The sequence below is a fragment of the Jannaschia seohaensis genome (assembly GCF_900116765.1).
Classification (GTDB): Bacteria; Pseudomonadota; Alphaproteobacteria; order Rhodobacterales; family Rhodobacteraceae; genus Jannaschia; species Jannaschia seohaensis.
Genome location: NZ_UETC01000004.1, coordinates 40,992 through 59,082 on the forward strand (window position 1 = coordinate 40,992; position 18,091 = coordinate 59,082).

23 protein-coding genes are annotated in these 18,091 nt (G+C 69.0%); all 23 read left to right on the forward strand.

Annotated elements, in window-relative coordinates; translation table 11 throughout:
• The first annotated feature begins 41 nt into the window (after nt 1-41).
• Entirely contained in the window at nt 42-992 is a 951-nt protein-coding gene (gene ispH / locus DTQ71_RS10435) for a 4-hydroxy-3-methylbut-2-enyl diphosphate reductase (RefSeq protein ID WP_109564241.1), read from the forward strand.
• Nucleotides 993-1,036: 44 nt separating this feature from the next.
• Nucleotides 1,037-1,399, forward strand: a complete 363-nt coding sequence (locus DTQ71_RS10440; RefSeq protein WP_109564242.1) for a hypothetical protein — start codon at nt 1,037-1,039, stop codon at nt 1,397-1,399.
• A 51-nt stretch (nt 1,400-1,450) separates the two neighbouring features.
• A complete protein-coding gene (locus DTQ71_RS10445) occupies nt 1,451-1,804 on the forward strand; it encodes a hypothetical protein (protein ID WP_109564243.1) in 354 nt (117 codons plus the stop codon).
• 268 nt (nt 1,805-2,072) lie between these two features.
• On the forward strand, nt 2,073-2,528 hold the full coding sequence (locus DTQ71_RS10450) for a DUF3429 domain-containing protein (RefSeq protein ID WP_109564244.1): 456 nt from the start codon (nt 2,073-2,075) through the stop codon (nt 2,526-2,528).
• Entirely contained in the window at nt 2,525-3,112 is a 588-nt protein-coding gene (locus DTQ71_RS10455; RefSeq protein ID WP_109564245.1) for a class I SAM-dependent methyltransferase, read from the forward strand. Before DTQ71_RS10450 ends, DTQ71_RS10455 begins: the two co-directional genes overlap by 4 nt.
• A complete protein-coding gene (gene rnhA, locus DTQ71_RS10460; RefSeq protein ID WP_109564246.1) occupies nt 3,105-3,563 on the forward strand; it encodes a ribonuclease HI in 459 nt (152 codons plus the stop codon). The genes DTQ71_RS10455 and rnhA overlap by 8 nt, the downstream gene beginning before the upstream one ends.
• 7 nt (nt 3,564-3,570) lie before the next feature.
• Nucleotides 3,571-4,026 (forward strand): NUDIX hydrolase, encoded by a 456-nt coding sequence (locus DTQ71_RS10465; RefSeq protein WP_109564247.1) that lies wholly within the window; start codon nt 3,571-3,573, stop codon nt 4,024-4,026.
• A complete protein-coding gene (locus tag DTQ71_RS10470) occupies nt 4,023-4,646 on the forward strand; it encodes a trimeric intracellular cation channel family protein (protein WP_109564502.1) in 624 nt (207 codons plus the stop codon). The genes DTQ71_RS10465 and DTQ71_RS10470 overlap by 4 nt, the downstream gene beginning before the upstream one ends.
• Nucleotides 4,647-4,745: 99 nt before the next feature.
• Nucleotides 4,746-5,357 carry a holin-associated N-acetylmuramidase gene (locus DTQ71_RS10475; RefSeq protein ID WP_109564248.1) on the forward strand — a complete coding sequence of 204 codons (612 nt, stop codon included), beginning with the start codon at nt 4,746-4,748 and terminating at the stop codon, nt 5,355-5,357.
• Nucleotides 5,348-5,881 (forward strand): holin family protein, encoded by a 534-nt coding sequence (locus tag DTQ71_RS10480; protein ID WP_109564249.1) that lies wholly within the window; start codon nt 5,348-5,350, stop codon nt 5,879-5,881. The genes DTQ71_RS10475 and DTQ71_RS10480 overlap by 10 nt, the downstream gene beginning before the upstream one ends.
• 36 nt (nt 5,882-5,917) lie before the next feature.
• Nucleotides 5,918-6,295 (forward strand): hypothetical protein, encoded by a 378-nt coding sequence (locus tag DTQ71_RS10485; RefSeq protein WP_146204838.1) that lies wholly within the window; start codon nt 5,918-5,920, stop codon nt 6,293-6,295.
• Between the two features lie 79 nt (nt 6,296-6,374).
• The gene (locus DTQ71_RS10490) at nt 6,375-8,345 is read left to right on the forward strand and encodes a heme lyase CcmF/NrfE family subunit (RefSeq protein WP_109564251.1); all 1,971 of its coding nucleotides are present in this window, start codon (nt 6,375-6,377) and stop codon (nt 8,343-8,345) included.
• The gene (locus tag DTQ71_RS10495) at nt 8,342-8,830 is read left to right on the forward strand and encodes a cytochrome c-type biogenesis protein (RefSeq protein ID WP_109564252.1); all 489 of its coding nucleotides are present in this window, start codon (nt 8,342-8,344) and stop codon (nt 8,828-8,830) included. The genes DTQ71_RS10490 and DTQ71_RS10495 overlap by 4 nt, the downstream gene beginning before the upstream one ends.
• A gap of 149 nt (nt 8,831-8,979) precedes the next feature.
• The gene (locus DTQ71_RS10500) at nt 8,980-9,480 is read left to right on the forward strand and encodes a DUF2087 domain-containing protein (protein WP_109564253.1); all 501 of its coding nucleotides are present in this window, start codon (nt 8,980-8,982) and stop codon (nt 9,478-9,480) included.
• A gap of 57 nt (nt 9,481-9,537) precedes the next feature.
• Nucleotides 9,538-10,314, forward strand: a complete 777-nt coding sequence (locus DTQ71_RS10505; RefSeq protein ID WP_109564254.1) for an enoyl-CoA hydratase-related protein — start codon at nt 9,538-9,540, stop codon at nt 10,312-10,314.
• A gap of 62 nt (nt 10,315-10,376) precedes the next feature.
• Nucleotides 10,377-11,633 carry a beta-ketoacyl-ACP synthase II gene (gene fabF, locus DTQ71_RS10510; RefSeq protein WP_109564255.1) on the forward strand — a complete coding sequence of 419 codons (1,257 nt, stop codon included), beginning with the start codon at nt 10,377-10,379 and terminating at the stop codon, nt 11,631-11,633.
• A 35-nt stretch (nt 11,634-11,668) separates the two neighbouring features.
• Nucleotides 11,669-12,835: an endolytic transglycosylase MltG gene (gene mltG, locus DTQ71_RS10515; RefSeq protein ID WP_109564256.1), complete on the forward strand. Its 1,167-nt coding sequence runs from the start codon at nt 11,669-11,671 to the stop codon at nt 12,833-12,835.
• 416 nt (nt 12,836-13,251) lie between these two features.
• A complete protein-coding gene (locus tag DTQ71_RS24260) occupies nt 13,252-13,614 on the forward strand; it encodes a hypothetical protein (RefSeq protein WP_245947422.1) in 363 nt (120 codons plus the stop codon).
• A complete protein-coding gene (locus DTQ71_RS10520; RefSeq protein ID WP_245947465.1) occupies nt 13,595-14,881 on the forward strand; it encodes a DNA-packaging protein in 1,287 nt (428 codons plus the stop codon). Before DTQ71_RS24260 ends, DTQ71_RS10520 begins: the two co-directional genes overlap by 20 nt.
• A gap of 85 nt (nt 14,882-14,966) precedes the next feature.
• A complete protein-coding gene (locus DTQ71_RS10525; protein WP_109564258.1) occupies nt 14,967-16,130 on the forward strand; it encodes a phage portal protein in 1,164 nt (387 codons plus the stop codon).
• Nucleotides 16,127-16,357 (forward strand): GTA head formation protein, RCAP_rcc01685 family, encoded by a 231-nt coding sequence (locus DTQ71_RS10530; RefSeq protein ID WP_109564259.1) that lies wholly within the window; start codon nt 16,127-16,129, stop codon nt 16,355-16,357. The genes DTQ71_RS10525 and DTQ71_RS10530 overlap by 4 nt, the downstream gene beginning before the upstream one ends.
• Nucleotides 16,358-16,368: 11 nt before the next feature.
• The gene (locus tag DTQ71_RS10535; protein WP_109564260.1) at nt 16,369-16,896 is read left to right on the forward strand and encodes an HK97 family phage prohead protease; all 528 of its coding nucleotides are present in this window, start codon (nt 16,369-16,371) and stop codon (nt 16,894-16,896) included.
• Between the two features lie 28 nt (nt 16,897-16,924).
• Nucleotides 16,925-18,070, forward strand: coding sequence for a phage major capsid protein (locus DTQ71_RS10540; RefSeq protein WP_109564261.1), 1,146 nt, complete (start codon nt 16,925-16,927; stop codon nt 18,068-18,070).
• Nucleotides 18,071-18,091 lie beyond the last annotated feature (21 nt).

Here is an 18,091-nt window from a genome sequence, read left to right on the forward strand (position 1 = left end):
CGGGACGCTTAGACCGGGGCGACACGGACGGAGCCTGCCTTATGACCAAGCCGCCCCTCAGCCTTCACCTTGCCGCGCCGCGCGGCTTTTGCGCGGGCGTGGACCGGGCGATCAAGATCGTCGAGATGGCGCTGCAGAAATGGGGCGCGCCGGTCTATGTGCGCCACGAGATCGTGCATAACCGCTTCGTGGTGGACGGGCTGCGGGAGAAGGGCGCGGTCTTCGTGGAAGAGCTCGACGAGTGCCCCGAGGATCGGCCGGTCATCTTTTCCGCCCATGGCGTGCCGAAATCCGTGCCCGCGGCCGCCCAGGCGCGGGAGATGGTCTATGTCGACGCGACCTGCCCGCTTGTGTCGAAGGTCCATATCGAGGCCGCGCGCCACCACGAGAACGGCTTGCAGATGGTCATGATCGGCCATGCAGGACACCCCGAAACCGTGGGGACGATGGGGCAGTTGCCCGAGGGGGAAGTCCTGCTGGTCGAGACGCCGGAGGATGTGGCCGGCCTGACGCCGCGCGACCCGGAGCGGCTGGCCTTCATCACGCAGACGACGCTCTCGGTGGACGACACAGCGGAGGTCGTGGCGGCCCTGAAGGCGCGCTTCCCCGCCATCGTCGGCCCCCACAAGGAAGACATCTGCTACGCCACCACCAACCGCCAGGAGGCGGTCAAGGCGATGGCGCCGCTCTGCGATGCGATCCTCGTGGTCGGCGCGCCCAATTCCTCCAATTCCAAGCGCCTTGTCGAGGTCGGAGCCCGTGCGGGATGCAGCTATGCGCAGCTGGTCCAGCGGGCGGCCGATATCGACTGGCGCGCCTTGGAAGGGGTGCGGTCTGTCGGGATCACGGCCGGGGCCTCGGCCCCCGAGGTCCTCATCGCCGAGGTGATCGACGCGTTCAAGGCGCGCTACGACGTCACCGAGGTGCCGGTGGTGACGGCGGAGGAGAACGTCGAATTCAAGGTGCCACGGGTGTTGCGCGAACCGGCGTGACCTCGCGCCCTCTCCTCCGGTGGTGGTGTGAAGGGGGAGGCCAGATGACCGACTATCTTGGGACCGAGGCGCAGCGCGCGTTGCTGGCGCGGGGACAGGCGATCCATGTCCTGACCCGGGTCGATCCCGCCTTCACCTATTATGGGCGAACGGTGGGGTTGCTCGAACCGGAGGAGCAGGGGATCGAGCGGCTTGTCGCGCTCGCGCGGGTGCAGGGCAGCAGCAATAATGCGCGCATGCCCAATGCGCGCCTTTCGAGATTGCGGGCGGAGGTGGAGAAAGCCGGGCTCACGGTCACGCATTACGCCCGTTGGGTCGGCGGGGACGAGACCGTGCGGCGCGCGGAGGCCCTGGAGCAGGAGATTGTCCTGCCCGAGGATCTGACCGTCGAAGAGATCGACGCGTAGACGCCCGGCTCGACGCTGGATGCTTTCGCGTCGATGGCGTGATCCTGCGGCGTGCTGCCGCCCGCGCTGGCTGTGCTGACGGGACGGGACGAGCAGGGCGTCTGCCTGATCGCGCGAGACGGGGTGGGCCGCGTCGTGTCCTGCGCAGGGGCCGCGGCCTTCATGCGGCCCGAACACGCCCAAGCTCGATCGGAATGCTGGTGGGGCATGCTCGCGACCGATCCGGGTCGGCGCGGCGCGCGGCTTTCGCTGCTGCTTGGCGCACGGGCGATCCTGATCATGCGCGGGCGCTACGGCTTCGGCGGGGTCACGACCGGCGTGGCTCCGGGCAGCGCCCCGTCGGAGGAGACCATCCTGAGCGCGGCCGATCCGACCCTGGTCGCGGGCGGGCGCATGACGAAGTGAGCCGCCCCTGGCGTATCCGGCTCGGGGGGGGGGCACGGCTGGGATTCGGAGAGATGCCGTGACCCATCGACAAAGGGCCGTCAGGGTGCCGGGCTGGTTCGACCAGTCATAAGCGGCGGATCGATCCGCGGCCCAAGCCGCGTCCGGCCTGTTGAAGGCGGCTCCCCGGCGGGCGAGACGCACTGCGCGGGTGGTGGCGGCTCGCCTTGACGCCGCAGGGGGGCGGTGGCCCCTTTCCTCGACCGGTTCGCCGTGGCATCCCCCGCCCATGTTCGACGACCGTATCCCGCCTTCTGCATTGCTGCTGGGCCTCGCGGGTCTGCTCCCCTTCGCCTGGGGGGTGGTGACCATGTGGGTGCCCGGGACGGCGGAGCTGACCATGGGCCTGATCGGGCCGCGATTCATCGGGCCCTATGTGGGGCTGTCCTACGGGACGGTGATCCTTTCCTTCATGTCGGGCGTGCTCTGGGGCTTCGCCACGCGGGCCGAGGGCGGCGTGGCGGCCTCGGGTTATGCCCTATCGACTTTGCCGGCGCTGTGGGCCTTCTTCATGGTGGGCGGCGGACCGGTCTCGGCGGCGATGGCGCTGATCGCGGGGTTCCTGGGCCTGCTGGGGCTGGACTGGCTGTTCTGGAACCAGGGTCTGGCGCCGGCCTGGTGGATGAAGCTGCGCGTTCTGCTGACGACGGGCGTCGTGCTTTGCCTGCTGCCGGTGACGTTGTGAGTGATGCGAAGACCCTAGAGGTCTACGACGCGCAGGCCGCTGCCTATGCCGCCGCGTTCGATGCCGAGCTGCCACGCGATCTGGAGGCCTTCGCGGCGCTGCTGCCCGAGGGCGGGCGGGTCCTGGATCTCGGCTGCGGCCCCGGCGGGATGGCGGGCTGGCTGGCGGGCCAGGGCTTCGCCGTGGACGCCTGGGATGCCTCGCCCGAGATGGTCGCCTTGGCGGGGCGGCATGCGGGCGTGACGACCCGCCTCGCGGTGTTCGAGGATTTGGAGGCCGAGGGCGTCTATGACGGCATCTGGGCGAGCTTTTCGCTGCTGCATGCCCGGCGGTCGGAACTGCCAGACCTCATCGGCCGAATGGCCCGGGCTTTGCGGCCAGGGGGCGTGGCTTATGTCGGGATGAAGCTCGGCAGCGGCGAGGGGCGCGACGCGCTGGGGCGCCATTACGCCTATGTCTCGGAGGCGGAGCTGACCGGATGGCTGGAGGTGGCCGGTCTGACACTCGTCCAGGTGCGGACCGGCCGCGCGAAGGGGCTTGCGGGGACCGACGACCCTTTTGTCACGGTGACGGCCCGTGGCTGAGCTGTTCGCCTATACGGACGGCGCCTGCTCGGGCAATCCGGGGCCGGGCGGCTGGGGTGCGCTGCTGGTCGCGCGGGAGGGCGACGCCGTCCTCAAGGAGCGGGAGCTGAAGGGCGGCGAGGCCAACACGACGAACAACCGGATGGAATTGCTGGCCGCGATCCACGCGCTGGAGGCGCTGGAGCGGCCCTCGCGCCTGACCGTCGTGACCGACAGCGCTTATGTGAAGGGCGGGATCACCGCGTGGCTGCATGGCTGGAAGCGGAACGGCTGGAAGACCTCGACCCGGAAGCCGGTGAAGAACGAGGATCTGTGGCGGCGTCTGGATGCCGCGCAGGCACGCCACGATGTCGTATGGGAATGGGTCAAGGGCCATGCCGGCCATCCCGAGAACGAACGCGCGGACGAGTTGGCCCGCGCCGGCATGGCGCCGTTCAAGGCGCGCGGGTGAGCGCGGGATGGTGACGCTGACCATCCCGATCGTTGCGGTCTTCGTTCTGCGCGGGGTGGGGGCGGCCACCGAGCTTCTGATGCTGCGGCGGCTCGCGCCGCCGGTCGGGACATGGGCGCAGGTCTCGGGCGAGATCGAGGACGGAGAGACCGCGTGGCAGGCCGCGCTGCGCGAGACGCGGGAGGAGACCGGGCTGGTGCCCGACTCGCTCTGGTCGGCGGATTGCCACGAGATGTTCTACGAGCCCGCCCGAGACGCCTTCACCATCGCGCCCTGTTTCGTGGCCCGCGTGGCGCCGGCAGCGGAACCCGTGCTGAACGCGGAGCACGACGCGGCGGCCTGGCTCAGCTTCGACGACGCGCTGGCGGCGGTCTCTTTCGCGGGGCAACGCCGGGTCTTGCGCGCCATCCGGGAAGAGTTCGTCGACCACGATCCCCACCCGGACCAGCGGTGCTGGCCATGACGCTGATTTCCGTTCTCGATCTCGCGGCGGTGCTGGTCTTTGCAGTGACGGGGGCGCTGGTGGCGGCGCGGGCGCTGCTCGACGTGGTCGGGTTCATTTTCGTGGCCTGCCTGACCGCGGTGGGCGGCGGCACGGTGCGGGACCTGCTGCTCGGGCGCGACCCGGTGTTCTGGCTGGCGGAGCCCGCGCCGGTGGCCGTGGCCGCGGTCGTGGCGGTGGTGGTCTTCTTCACGCATCATCTGGTCGCCTCCCGTCACACGGTGATCGTCTGGCTGGACGCAGTGGCGCTTTCGGTCGCGGTGGCCGCGGGGGTGGCGGTGGCCCATGGCTTGCAACAACCGGTCTGGGTACAGATCGTCTTGGGGATCGTGACGGGCTGCTTCGGCGGTCTGATGCGGGACGTGGTCTGCAACGAGGTCCCCTTGGTGCTGAAGGCGGGCGAGCTCTATGTGACCGCGGCGCTGGCCGGGGCCGGCGCGGCCGTCGCGATGCGGGAGCTGGGCGCGGACGGGCTCTGGCCGCTGGCGGCCTGCACCGGGATGACCTTTCTGTTGCGCGCGGGCTCGATCCGCTTCGGATGGCGGCTGCCTGCCTTCCGGCCGCGTCCGCCCCGGGCCTGAGCGCGCGCTTTCTGCGCCCGCTCCCTGCGGTCGGTTCATCTCCCGTTAACTGCTCCGGGCGATCTCGGGATTTCCGATCGCCAGAAGGGGGCCCGACCGATGCAGACCGTCCGATCCATCGCCGAAGAGATCGTCGCCCGGGAGGGCGGTTTCGTGGACGACCCGGACGATCCGGGCGGCGCGACGAAGTTCGGCGTGACCATCCACACCATGCGCCGCCTGGGTCTGGACCTGGATAGCGACGGGGATGTCGACAGCGCGGATGTGCGGCGCCTCACCCGCGCGCAGGCCACGGATATCTTCGTCGAGCATTATTTCGACCGTCCCCGACTCGGCCTCCTGCCAGAAGTGCTCCAGGCGAGCGTCTTCGACATGTATGTGAATGCCGGGGCGCATGCGGTCCGCATCCTTCAGAGACTGCTCAACCAGATGGGCCAGACGGTGGCCGTGGATGGAGTTCTCGGGCCTCGCACGGCGGCGGCGGCGGCCGTCGCCGCCGATCTGGCGCCGGATCACATCGCGGACGCTTACGGGATTGCGCGCCGCAACTATTACTACGCCCTGGCGGATCGGCGACCGGCCTCCCGCAAATACGCGCGGCGGCGAGATGGCGGGAAGGGCGGCTGGATTACCCGCGCGGAGGTCTTCATTTCCCCGCGTCACCATCTCAGTACGGCGCAGCATGAGGCAAGGGTGGCGGCATGGGCGTGATCGGCGGGTTCATTCGCGGCAGCGGGGCGGTCGCTTCGCTCGGCCGTGCGGCACAGGGCCTGTCGGAGGTCTTTTTGCCGAACGCCACCGAGGGCCAGGCACTCGCGCACGCCGCGCAGCGGGCGGCGCTGGAGCAGCTCGGGGCGGAGTTCGCGCTGCCCAAGCGCGGGCGCTTCGACCGGATGCTGGACGGCCTCAACCGGCTGCCGCGCCCGTTGCTGGCGCTGGGGACGCTGGCGTTGTTCGTCTATGCGATGGCCGAGCCTGTCGGATTCGCGGCGCGGATGGAGGGGCTGGGCTATGTGCCCGACCCGCTCTGGTGGCTGCTGGGCGCGATCGTGGGATTTTACTTTGGCGCGAGGGAGTTGCATTACGCCCGTGGCCCGCGCCCGCCCGCCGAGCCGCCGCGGCCGGAGCCGGTCCATTCGGCCTGGCGGGCGGCGGATCACGCCGAAGCGCGGCCCACGGAGGGCAACGAGGAGAACGCCGCCTTGGCCGAGTGGCGACAACAGGCGCGTATGTAGGGTCAGGCGACGGTCTGCGGGAAAGGAAACGGAAGCGTGACTGTGTTCGGATGGCTGGCCCTCGGGGCCTTCGGGTGGCTGCTCCTGTTTCAGGCGGCCCTGGCCCTTGGCGCGCCGCTCGGGAGATTGGCTTGGGGCGGACAGCATCGGATCCTGCCGCGGAAGCTCCGGTTGGCCAGTGCGGTGACGATCCCGGTCATCTCCGTCGGGGGCTTGGCGGTCGGGCAGGCGCTGGGCCTCTGGCCGGTCCTGCCGCGCGCAGCGCTCGCCCCGATCCTCTGGGGCTTCGCCGGGCTGTTTGGGCTGAGCCTGGCCGGAAACCTTGCCTCGTCGAGCGGCATCGAACGGGCGCATGGCGCGCCGCTCGCCGCGATCCTGGCCTTGGGATGCGCTTTGCTGGCCATCGATCTGTGAGGCCGGGGAGGTCGAAATAACGCAGGCGTGACGACGCACCCCCGTTGGCCCCGGCACGGTCGTCGCTTATACGGGATGTATGATCGTAGAACTCGGCCATTTCGCCCTCGTCCTCGCCTTCGCCACGGCCCTCGTGCAGATGGTGATCCCGCTCATCGGCGCCCATTACCGATGGAGCGGATGGATGGCGGTCGCGTCGCCGGCTGCCACCGTTCAGGTGCTCCTGGTCGGGTTCAGCTTCGCGGCGCTGACCTATGCCTTCGTGACCTCGGATTTCTCGCTGCGGCTGGTGGTTCTGAACTCTCACACCGACAAGCCGATGCTCTACAAGGTGACTGGGGTCTGGGGGAACCACGAGGGATCCCTGCTGCTCTGGGTGCTGATCCTGGCGCTGTTCGGGGCGGCGGCCGCGTGGTTCGGATCGCAACTGCCGACGACATTGCGTGCCCGGGTGCTGGGCGTGCAGGCGAGCGTCGGGGTCGCGTTCTACGCCTTCATCCTGTTTACCTCGAACCCGTTCGAGCGGCTGGCCGTGCCGCCGTTCAACGGCGAGGATCTAAACCCGCTGTTGCAGGATCCCGGTTTGGCCTTCCATCCGCCGTTCCTCTATCTGGGCTATGTGGGCCTCAGCATGGCGTTCAGCTTTGCCGTGGCGGCACTGCTTGAGGGGCGCGTCGACGCCGCCTGGGGGCGCTGGGTGCGGCCCTGGACCCTGGCGGCCTGGCTGTTTCTCACCATCGGTATCGCGCTGGGTTCCTGGTGGGCCTATTACGAGTTGGGCTGGGGCGGGTTCTGGTTCTGGGATCCGGTCGAGAACGCCTCCTTCATGCCCTGGCTGATCGCCGCTGCCCTGCTGCATTCCGCCATCGTGGTGGAGAAGCGGGAGGCGTTGAAATCCTGGACCATCCTTCTGGCGATCCTGGCCTTCGGCTTTTCCCTGGTCGGCACGTTCATCGTCCGCTCCGGCGTTTTGACCTCGGTCCACGCCTTCGCGAACGACCCGGAGCGCGGCGTCTACATCCTGGCCATCCTCGGTATTTTCACCGGTGGGGCGCTGTTGCTTTATGCGTGGCGCGCGCCGTTGATGCAGGCCAAGGGCGTGTTCGGCGTCGTCTCCCGCGAAAGCGCGCTGGTGGCCAACAATCTGCTGCTGGCGGTGAGCTGCTTCGTGGTGTTCATCGGGACGATCTGGCCGCTGATCGCGGAGCTTCTGTTCGACCGGAAGCTGTCGGTGGGTCCGCCCTTCTTCAACGCGGCCTTCACGCCCTTCGTCATCGCCATCGCGATCATCCTGCCGCTGGGGTCGATCCTGCCGTGGAAGCGGGGGACGGTGACGACGTTCCGCAAGATGTGGCCCGCCGCCGCCCTGGCTGTCGCGATCGCGGGACTGATCTGGGCGATCGAGACGGAGAAGTCGCTGGGCGGGCCGCTCGGCGCGGCCCTGGGCGTCTGGCTTGTGGTTGGTGCCGGGATCGACCTGTGGTCGCGGACGGGACGCGGGGCTCTGTCGAACCGGCTGTCTCGGCTGACGCGCCTGCCGGGGGCGGATTGGGGCAAGGCCCTGGCCCATGGCGGTCTCGGGATCACGATCTTCGGGGTCGCCGCGCTGGTCGCCTGGGAGCAAGAGAAGATCGCCGTCATGGATGTCGGCGACCGGATGGAGTTGGGGCGCTACGAGGTCGTGTTGGAGGACGTGCGCCGGGTGCAGGGGCCGAACTACATCTCCACCCTGGCGCAGATGCATGTCTATGAGGACGGGCGCGACATCGGCGTGCTGCCCGCCGAGAAGCGGATCTATCCGGTGGCGCAGATGCCGACGACCGAGGCGGGCATCGACAATGGCTTTACCCGCGATGTCTATGCCGTGATCGGCGATCCGCAACAGGGCGGAGGCTGGGCCGTGCGGGTCTACATCAAGCCTTTCGCGAACTGGATCTGGGGCGGCGCGATCATCATGGCGCTGGGCGGGATCGTCTCTCTGACCGACCGCCGGTATCGCGTGGCGGCCGGCGCGCGGAAGACCGCGCCGCAGCCGGTCCCGGCGGAATGAGTCGGCGCAGGGGGTGGTGGGCAAACTGCCCACCCTACATCGCCGCTCTGTTCCTGAGCGTGGCGCCCGTCGCCGCCGTGCAGCCAGACGAGGTGCTGGACGACCCGGTCCTGGAGGGGCGGGCGCGGGATATTTCTGGCGGTATCCGCTGCCTCGTCTGCCGCAACGAGTCGATCGATGAGAGCAACGCCGATCTGGCGCGCGATCTGCGTCTGCTGATCCGGGAGCGCCTCGTGGCCGGGGATAGCGACGCGGAGGTGATCGACTTCCTGGTCGATCGTTACGGGGAATACGTGCTGTTGAACCCGCCCGCGACCGGCTCGACTCTGTTGCTCTGGGGGGCGCCGCTGGCTTTGCTCCTGCTTGGGGCGGGCGTGGCGGTGGCGCATATCCGGGGGCAGCGGACGGCCGCGCCCACGGACACGCTGAGCGAGGCGGAAGAGGCGCGGCTGCGGGAGTTGACCGAAGGCCGCGGAGACGGCTAAGCCCGACCCACGGTCCGCAGTTCACCGAGGCGCCGCCGTCCCTGTCGGGACATGCTGAACCTGCCAGTCACCTCCGATAAGCTCCGCTGCGTCCGGCGGGCAAGGGCGGCCCCTCGACCACCGCAAGGACGCGCGACCGGAGACCTGCCATGACCCGTGAGGCCATTCCCCTGGTGGTGGACGACCTGTCCGCCTTCACCCGAACCCTGCGCGCCGATCTCGCCCTGGAGGCGTCCCATCAGACGGTGTTGAACGCGCTGGCGCGGGCCGGGGGATTTCGGAACTTCCAGCATCTGAAGGCTCTGCGCCAAGCGCCGGACGCGGAGGCGCCACCGGACCTGAGCGCGGTGCGCAAGGCGGCGGCGTGGTTCGATACGGCCGGACGCTTCACGGGCTGGCCGGTGAAGCGGTCGCTGCGGCTGCTCTGCCTCTGGCCGATCTGGGCGCGGCTCCCGGCCGGGGAGTTTTGGGACGAGCGGGGCGTTTCGGACCGGATCCATGCCCGCTGCACCTTCCGTGACGCGGCGGGGATCCGGCGCGAGATGGTCGGCGAGGGGATGCTCTGGCGCACCCGTGACGGGTCGGCATATCGCAGGGTCGAGCGGCGGCCCGACGCCACGCAGCGCGCCTTGATCCGTGCCGTCGGGTAGGGCTTTCGCCTCCGGACGGGGGCGGCTACCTTCGCCCCCGCAATCCCGGAGGGTCCGATGGACTACGACACGATCCGCCTGAGCGTCCGCGACGATGTCGCGGTGCTCCAATTCAACCGGCCCGAGGTGATGAACGCGCTGTCGACGCAGATGCGGGCCGAGATCCTCCACGCGGTCGGTGCCGCCGAGGAACAGGCGCGGGTGCTGGTCATGACCGGCAAGGGCAAGGCGTTTTGCTCCGGTCAGGATCTGGGCGACCGGGCCAACATGAACGATCTCAACCTGGAGCGGACGCTGCGCGACGAATACGAGCCGATGCTGCGGGCGATCTTCGATTGCGGCATCCCGACCATCGCCGCCGTCAACGGTCCCGCTGCCGGGGCCGGGGCCAACCTCGCGCTGGCCTGTGACGTGGTGATCGCGACTGAGAGCGCGGTCTTCCTGCAAGCCTTCACGCGGATCGGGCTGATCCCCGACGCGGGCGGCACCTATTGGCTGCCGCGCCAGATCGGGACGGCACGAGCCATGGGCGCGGCCTTGTTCGCGGAGCCGGTCCCGGCCCGGCAGGCGGCGGAGTGGGGGATGATCTGGGAGGCGGTTCCGAACGAGGATTTCCGCGAGGTCTGGAACGAGCGGGCGCGGCATCTCGCGCGCGGGCCTTCGGTCGCCTACAAGGCGGTGAAGGAGGCGATCCGCGGGAGCTTCGACAATAATCTGGACGAGCAATTGGCGCTGGAGGCGCGGTTGCAGGGGAAAGCGGGGCAGACGCGGGACTTCAAGGAGGGCGTGCTGGCCTTCCTGGAGAAGCGAGCGGCTGCCTTCGAGGGGCGCTGACGCGCCCTTGCACCTCGGGATGCCCGCGTCGTATCTGGCGCCGAAACGATGGAGGGTCTGGCATGCGCCGCGTTGTCGTGACGGGACTTGGAATGGTGACGCCGCTGGCTTGCGGCGTGGAAGAGACGTGGCGGCGGCTGCTGGACGGGCAGTCGGGCGCGGGGACGATCACGCGGTTCGACGCCTCGCATCTGGCGACGACCTATGCCTGCGAGATCCCGCGCGGGGATGGCAGCGACGGCACCTTCAACCCGGACGATTGGATGTCGCCGAAAGAGCAGCGCAAGGTCGACGATTTCATCCTCTACGGGATGGCGGCGGCGCAGCAGGCGGTCGCGGATAGCGGCTGGGCGCCGGGGGAGGCGGGCAAGCTGCGCACCGGCGTCATGATCGGCTCGGGGATCGGCGGGCTGGAGACCATCGCCGAGACCGCGATCACGCTGAAGGAGCGGGGGGCGCGGCGGGTGTCGCCGTTCTTCATTCCGTCCTCGCTCATCAACCTGGTGGGCGGGCAGGTCTCGATCCATTTCGGCTTCAAGGGGCCGAACCACGCGCCGGTCACGGCCTGCGCGACGGGTGCCCATGCCATCGGGGATGCGGCGCGGATGATCATGCTGGACGATGCGGATGTGATGGTCGCGGGCGGCGCCGAGGCCCCGATCTGCGAGATCGGGATCGCCGGGTTCAACGCCTGCAAGGCGCTGTCTACCAAGTGGGGCGACGACCCGACCAAGGCCTCGCGGCCCTATAGCGCGGACCGCGACGGCTTCGTGATGGGCGAGGGGGCCGGCATCGTCGTGCTGGAGGAGTACGAGCACGCCAAGGCGCGGGGCGCCAAGATCTATGCCGAGGTCGTGGGCTACGGCATGTCGGGCGACGCCTACCACATCACGGCCCCGTCTGAGGATGGCGAAGGGGGCGAGCGGGCGATGCGCGCGGCGTTGCGCAACGCCAAGCTGGAGCCCGGAGCCGTCGATTACGTCAACGCGCACGGCACCTCGACCATGGCCGACACGATCGAACTGGGCGCCGTGGAGCGGGTGCTGGGCGATCATGCGGCGAACGTCACCATGTCCTCGACCAAGTCGGCGACCGGGCATTTGCTGGGGGCCGCCGGGGCCATCGAGGCGATCTTCTGCGTGCTGGCCCTGCGCGATCAAGTGGCTCCGCCCACACTGAACCTCGACGCGCCAGACGCGGAGACCAAGATGTCGCTTGCGCCAAAGGTCGCCGAGCGGCGCAAGATCGATGTGGCCGTGTCGAACTCCTTCGGGTTCGGCGGTACCAATGCCTCGCTGGTTCTCGCGAAGCCGTCTTAAGGCCGGCCCAATCAACTTCGGAGCGTAACCCTCGGATGTGGAAGCATATCGCAGCCAATGCGATGACCCTCGGGATCGTCGGAATCGTGGTTCTGATCGGCCTCATCCAGATCGGGAAATCACAATGGTCGGAGCCGGGCCCCCTGGCCGAGCCGACCTTTTTCGAGGTGCCGCGGGGGGCGAACCTGACGCAGGTGAGTTCGGCTTTGGAGCGGCAGGGGATCATCGTCTCCGACAGCGTTTTCCGCCTGGGCGTGCGCTACACGGAGCGCGACGACGAGATCAAGTTCGGCACCTATGAGATCCCGGCCCGGGCGACGATGCCGGAGATCCTCGACATCATCACCGCCGGAGGGCCTTCGGTCTTCCCGTACACGGTGACGCATCTGCTGAGGGCCAGTGGGCCCGAGGTGCGCGTCCGAGAGCGGCAGCCGGGCTCCAGCGATTTGATCGAGATCGCGACCTTCGTGCCCGGGGTGGATCCGGTGCCGGAGGCCTACACCGCGCTTGTCGAGAGCGGAGAGCCGATCACCTGGCGCATCTCCGTCGCGCCCGGCCTGACCTCCTGGGAAGTGATCGAGGGGCTGAAATCGGCGGATTTCCTGACCGGTGCCGAGGAGCTGGGCGTTCCGGCGGAAGGCACGCTGGCGCCGGATACCTATGAGGTCGCGCGCGGTGCGGAGGCCGGCACGCTGATCGACCGGATGCAGGACGCGCAAGAGCGGGTCATCGCAGAGGCCTGGGCCAACCGCGCGCCGGGCCTGCCGCTGGCGGACCCGCTGGAGATGCTGACGCTGGCCTCGATCATCGAGAAGGAGACCGGGGTGGCGGAGGAACGGGCGCTGGTCTCCGGCGTCTTCGTCAACCGGCTGAACCAAGGGATGCGGCTGCAAACGGACCCGACCGTCATCTATGGCGTGACCGAGGGGCGCGGCAGCCTGGGACGTGGGCTGCGGCGCAGCGAATTGGACCGGATGACGCCTTATAACACCTATCTCATCGACGGTCTGCCGCCCGGCCCCATCGCCAATCCGAGCGCGGCGGCCATTCGCGCGGCGGTCGACCCTGCGGAGACGGATTATGTCTTCTTCGTCGCGGATGGGACCGGCGGGCACGCGTTTGCGGAGACCTTGGCCGAGCATAACGAGAACGTTGCCGCTTGGCGGGCGATCGAAGCGGCGCGGGAGAGCGTCGAGAACTAGGGGCGTGTTTCCCTGACAGCGAAAAAGGGCGGCCGTTGGGCCGCTTTCTTTTGTGTGGATCAGGGGATCAGGCGCCGACGATTTGAGCTGTGCGGTCGCGCTCGATCGCGGCGGCGCGGGGGCGGTCTCGCACCTCGTAGACGCGTTCGTCGGAGGCCTGGATCCGCGAGGGGCGTCTTGCTCGGAGGCGGGAGCTGTAGAGGTTTGATCTGCCTGAAATGCGTATGTGGTCAGTTACTTGGGGTGAAATTGAGTGCTCCGCGCGATTTCATGGTTGACCGGGCGAACGCTCTCCGGGACATTTCAGTCAAGCTGGAAGAAATGGGCGAGGCGCCGAGGGTTTGGGCAACCAAATCGGGGCGCTTTTTTCGTTTCTAGGGACGTGCGGACCGGGGGCAACCTGCACGGAGCTTAACATGACAGACGAGAGGGTAAGGCCCGCCGGAACGCTGGTTCCGGAGGGATTGGATGCGCGCGCGGAGGTCGCGCGCCGCAGCATGGAGACGCTGCGGGAGCTGGTCGACCGCAAGGTCGCCGATATCAGGAGCGCCGAGGCGTGGGGCGAGACGGGCAGCGATCTGGACCGGCTCATGCGGGATCTGACCCGTGCCGTGCTCTCGGCTGTGGAACTGGAAGGGAAGATCCAGGATGCAAGACGGATCGAACGTGGAGGCGACGGGCTCGACCTCGATGCGGCCCGATCTGAGATCGGGCGCCGACTCGATCTGCGCGCTGCCGCCGGAGGCGCGACAGGCGTGGATGGAGGGGCTGAGCGATAACGCCCTGGGGGCGTTGCCTTGGCTCTTCGACTTTTGGGCGCTGCCGCATCAGGTGGCGCCCGAGGGCGATTGGCGGACTTGGGTCATCCTGGGGGGGCGCGGCGCGGGGAAGACCCGCGCCGGATCCGAATGGGTCCGTGCTCAGGTCGAAGGAAGCCGACCCTTGATGCCCGGGCGCGCCCGGCGCGTCGCCTTGGTGGGCGAGACCTACGAGCAGGTTCGCGACGTGATGATCGAAGGGGAGAGCGGTATTCTGGCTTGCACCCCGCCCGACAGGCGGCCCCGCTGGGTGGCGGGGCAGCGCAAGCTGGTCTGGCCCAACGGGGCGGAGGCGCAGGCCTTCAGCGCCCATGACCCGGAGGCCTTGCGGGGACCGCAATTCGATGCGGCCTGGGTGGACGAGTTGGCCAAGTGGAAGCGGGGGCAGGAGACCTGGGACAATTTGCAGTTCTGCCTGCGGCTCGGGACCGATCCGCGAGCGGTGGTCACGACGACGCCGCGCAATGTCGAGGTACTGAAGGAGCTTCTGGGGCGGGCCTCGACGGTTTCGACCCATGCGCCCACGGACGCGAACCGGGCGCATCTGGCGCGGCCTTTCCTGGAGGAGGTCCGGGCCAAATATGCGGGCACGCGGCTGGGACGGCAGGAGCTGGACGGCGTGCTGCTGGAGGACATGGAGGGGGCATTCTGGACGACGGCGGCGCTGGATGCCCTGCGGGTCGATGCGGTGCCGGAATTCGACCGGGTGGTCGTGGGCGTGGACCCGGCGGTGAGCTCGGGCGGGGCGTCGGACGAGACGGGCATCGTGGTTGTGGGCGCCGTGACGCAGGGGCCGCCCGCGACCTGGCGGGCCTGGGTGCTGGCGGATGCCAGCGTCTCGGCGGCCTCGCCGACCGAATGGGCGGCGGCGGTGGCGGCGGCCTATGCGAATTTCGGCGCGGATCGCGTGGTCGCGGAGGGCAACCAGGGCGGCGAGATGATCGAGGCCGTGTTGCGGCAGGTGGCACCTTTTGTGAGCTATCGCAAGGTGACGGCCCGCCAGGCCAAGGGCGCCCGGGCGGAGCCTGTCGCCGCGCTCTATGAGCAGGGGCGGGTGCGGCACCGGCGGGGGCTGGGCCGGTTGGAGGACCAGATGTGCCGGATGGGACCGGGCGGCTATCAGGGCCGCGGGTCGCCCGACCGGGTCGATGCGCTGGTCTGGGCGATGTGGGACGCGATGCTGGACCCCGCGCGGGCGCGGGGGGGACCGACGGTCCGGGTGTTGTGACAGGCCCCTGGCGGGGCGACGGAACTGAGAGAGGGGCGCCGCTGGGGCGCCCCTTTCTGTTGGGAACGGACGGAAAGGACGGCCGATGTTCGGATTTGGCAGGAAGGACCAGGATGCAGCGCCGGCGCGGCGGGAGGTCAAAGCCTCGGCCGCGGGGCGCGTCATCGCCTGGGGCACGGTCGGGCGGAACGTCTGGTCGGCGCGCGATACCGTGTCGCTGACGCGGAGCGGGTTCGCCTCGAACCCGGTCGGGTTCCGGGCCGTCAAGCTGATCGCGGAGGCGGCGGCGGCGGTGCCCGTTGTCGTGGGCGATGGCGCCGCGCGGTTCGAGGTGCATCCGGTGATGGACCTGCTGCGGCGGCCGAACGGCACGCAGGGCCGGGCGGAGCTGTTCGAGGCTCTGTTCGGGCAGCTTCTGCTGTCGGGAGACGCCTATCTGGAGGCGGTCGGCCCGGAAGGCGTGCCGCTGGAGCTGCATGTTCTGCGCTCGGACCGGATGTCGGTGGTGCCGGGGCCGGACGGGTGGCCGGCGGCCTATGACTATTCGGTCGGGGGCCGGTCGCATCGGTTCAAGGTCGGCGAGGTGTCGCCGGTGCTGCATATCCGCAGCTTTCACCCGCTCGACGACCATTACGGCTTGTCGCCGTTCCAGGCGGCGGGAAGCGCGATCGACGTGCACAACGCGGCCTCGGCCTGGTCGAAGGGGCTGCTGGATAATGCGGCGCGGCCCTCAGGCGCCATCGTGCATCGCGGCGAAGCGCCGCTGACCCAGGAACAGTTCGACCAGCTGACCGCCGCGCTGGAGGCGCATCATCAGGGGTCGCGGAATGCGGGGCGGCCGATCCTGCTTGATGGTGGGTTGGAATGGGAGAGCATGGGGCTGTCTCCCTCGGACATGGAGTTCCAGAAGACCAAGGAAGTCGCGGCCCGTGAGATCGCGATGGCCTTCGGCGTGCCGCCGATGCTGCTGGGGATCCCGGGCGACGCGACCTATGCAAACTACGTTGAGGCCAACCGGGCCTTCTACCGGCTAACGGTGCTGCCGCTGGTCGGGCGGGTCTCGGATGCGGTGGCGCGGTGGCTGTCGACGCATATGGGCGAAGCGCTGGATATCCAGCCCGACCGGGACCGCATCCCCGCCTTGCAGGCGGAGCGGGACGCCGAGTGGCAGCGGATCGCGCAGGCCGACTTCCTGACGGCGGCCGAGAAACGGGAGCGGCTGGGTCTGCCGCCCTTGGGGGATGCGTGAGCGTCCAGCGGGGCGGGTCGCGGTTCCTCTACGAGCCGTTCGACGCCGCGAACGCCCGCATCGAGGCCAATGAACGCGTGTTGGAGGAGCGCTGGGACGCGTTGTCGTTCCGGCTGCGGCATATCGAGGGCGTGCTGGAGCGGCTGGAGCGGCGGCTCTGGCTGGCCGTGATGGGCGTGGCCGGGACCGTGCTGGCCCAGGGCGTGACGTATCTGATCCAACTTTGAGGGAGGGGCTCATGGCCTTGGAACGGAAGTTCGCGCACGGGGATGCCCGGGTGCGGCTGGCGGACGGTGTCCGGATCACCGGCTATGCCTCGTGGTTCGGCGTCGAGGACGGGGGCCGCGACGTGGTCCAGTCCGGCGCCTATTGCGACAGCCTGGCGCGGGCCAGCGCCGAGGGGCGCGCCATCAAGATGCTTTGGCAGCATGACCCGACACAGGTGATCGGCGTCTGGGACGCCGTGGTCGAGGACACGCGCGGGCTGCGCGTTGAGGGGCGGCTGCTGAAGGGCGTGGAGAAGGCCCGGGAGGCTGCGGCCCTGATCGAGGCGGGGGCGCTGGACGGGCTGAGCATCGGCTACACCGTCAAACGCGCCGTGAGGGACGGGCAGGGGCGCAGGCTCCTGCAGGAACTGGAGCTTTGGGAGGTGTCGCTTGTGACCTTTCCGATGCTGCCCAGTGCGCGGGTGGGGGCCAAGGCGGACCCCCTGCGCGACGTGGCGCAGGCCATTCGGGCCGCGCGTCTTGAACTGGCGCGCGACTGACGCCGCCGACATCCAGAGGAGAGACCCGATGAGCCATGACGGCGTCGGCGAAGTCGCCGAGGCGCTGACCGGATTGGTCCGCGATCTCAAAGGCTTCCGAACGGAGATGACCCAGAAGATGCAACAGCAGGAAGAGCGTCTGAACATGACCTACAAGAGCCACCGTCCGCAGCTGGAGACGGCGCAATCGACCGAGGCCCCTCATCAGAAGGCGATGGACCTCTACTTGCGTTCGGGCGACGACGATGCGCTGCGCGCGCTGTCCCTGGAGGGCAAGGCGCTGAACACGGCCGTCTCGGCCGAGGGCGGCTACTTGATCGATCCGCAGACCGCCGAGACGGTCTCCTCGGTGCTCAAGGGCGCGGCGTCGATCCGGGCCATTGCCAATGTCGTGAACGTGGAGGCGACCTCCTACGATGTGCTGGTCGACCATACCGAACTGGGCACCGGCTGGGCCACCGAGAGCGCGCCCACCGCGGAGACGACCACGCCCGTCTTCGACCGCATCTCGATCCCGCTGCACGAATTGTCGGCGTTGCCGAAGGCGTCGCAGCGGCTGCTGGACGACGTGGCGTTCGATATCGAGGGCTGGCTGGCCGGGCGGATTGCCGACAAGTTCGCGACCGCCGAGGCCACGGCCTTCGTGTCGGGAGACGGCATCGACAAGCCGACCGGCTTCCTGACCTACACAGCGGTGCCGGATGCGTCCTGGAGTTGGGGCGATATCGGCTATGTGCCGACCGGCGCGGCCGCCGATTTCGATTCGAACAGCCCGTCGGATGCCATCGTCGACCTGGTCTATGCGCTGGGCGCGAAGTATCGGGCCAATGCGACCTTCGTGATGAACTCCAAAACGGCGGGCGCCGTGCGGAAGATGAAGGACGCGGACGGGCGGTTCCTGTGGGCCGACAGCCTGCAAGCGGGCCAGCCGGCGCAGCTGATGGGCTACCCGGTGCTGATCGCCGAGGACATGCCCGATGTGGGCGCGAACGCTCATTGCGTCGCCTTCGGCGATTTCGGGGCGGGCTACACCATTGCGGAGCGGCCGGACTTGCGGGTGCTGCGCGACCCGTTCTCGGCCAAGCCGCATGTCCTGTTCTACGCCACCAAGCGCGTCGGCGGGGACGTCACGGATTTCGCGGCGATCAAGCTGCTGAAATGCGCCATCTCGTGATCCTGTCGCGGGCCACGCGCC

Bases quoted from the DNA above. Each gene is read 5' to 3' on its own strand.
- DTQ71_RS10480 (WP_109564249.1), top strand. From the start codon at position 5,348: ATGGGCGTGATCGGCGGGTTCATTCGCGGCAGCGGGGCGGTCGCTTCG.
- mltG (WP_109564256.1), top strand. From the start codon at position 11,669: ATGTGGAAGCATATCGCAGCCAATGCGATGACCCTCGGGATCGTCGGA.
- DTQ71_RS10520 (WP_245947465.1), top strand. From the start codon at position 13,595: ATGGAGGGGCTGAGCGATAACGCCCTGGGGGCGTTGCCTTGGCTCTTC.
- DTQ71_RS10505 (WP_109564254.1), top strand. From the start codon at position 9,538: ATGGACTACGACACGATCCGCCTGAGCGTCCGCGACGATGTCGCGGTG.
- DTQ71_RS10475 (WP_109564248.1), top strand. From the start codon at position 4,746: ATGCAGACCGTCCGATCCATCGCCGAAGAGATCGTCGCCCGGGAGGGC.
- DTQ71_RS24260 (WP_245947422.1), top strand. From the start codon at position 13,252: ATGACAGACGAGAGGGTAAGGCCCGCCGGAACGCTGGTTCCGGAGGGA.
- DTQ71_RS10440 (WP_109564242.1), top strand. From the start codon at position 1,037: ATGACCGACTATCTTGGGACCGAGGCGCAGCGCGCGTTGCTGGCGCGG.
- DTQ71_RS10465 (WP_109564247.1), top strand. From the start codon at position 3,571: ATGGTGACGCTGACCATCCCGATCGTTGCGGTCTTCGTTCTGCGCGGG.
- DTQ71_RS10490 (WP_109564251.1), top strand. From the start codon at position 6,375: ATGATCGTAGAACTCGGCCATTTCGCCCTCGTCCTCGCCTTCGCCACG.
- DTQ71_RS10540 (WP_109564261.1), top strand. From the start codon at position 16,925: ATGAGCCATGACGGCGTCGGCGAAGTCGCCGAGGCGCTGACCGGATTG.
- DTQ71_RS10500 (WP_109564253.1), top strand. From the start codon at position 8,980: ATGACCCGTGAGGCCATTCCCCTGGTGGTGGACGACCTGTCCGCCTTC.
- DTQ71_RS10535 (WP_109564260.1), top strand. From the start codon at position 16,369: ATGGCCTTGGAACGGAAGTTCGCGCACGGGGATGCCCGGGTGCGGCTG.
- DTQ71_RS10450 (WP_109564244.1), top strand. From the start codon at position 2,073: ATGTTCGACGACCGTATCCCGCCTTCTGCATTGCTGCTGGGCCTCGCG.
- fabF (WP_109564255.1), top strand. From the start codon at position 10,377: ATGCGCCGCGTTGTCGTGACGGGACTTGGAATGGTGACGCCGCTGGCT.
- DTQ71_RS10470 (WP_109564502.1), top strand. From the start codon at position 4,023: ATGACGCTGATTTCCGTTCTCGATCTCGCGGCGGTGCTGGTCTTTGCA.
- ispH (WP_109564241.1), top strand. From the start codon at position 42: ATGACCAAGCCGCCCCTCAGCCTTCACCTTGCCGCGCCGCGCGGCTTT.
- DTQ71_RS10525 (WP_109564258.1), top strand. From the start codon at position 14,967: ATGTTCGGATTTGGCAGGAAGGACCAGGATGCAGCGCCGGCGCGGCGG.
- DTQ71_RS10495 (WP_109564252.1), top strand. From the start codon at position 8,342: ATGAGTCGGCGCAGGGGGTGGTGGGCAAACTGCCCACCCTACATCGCC.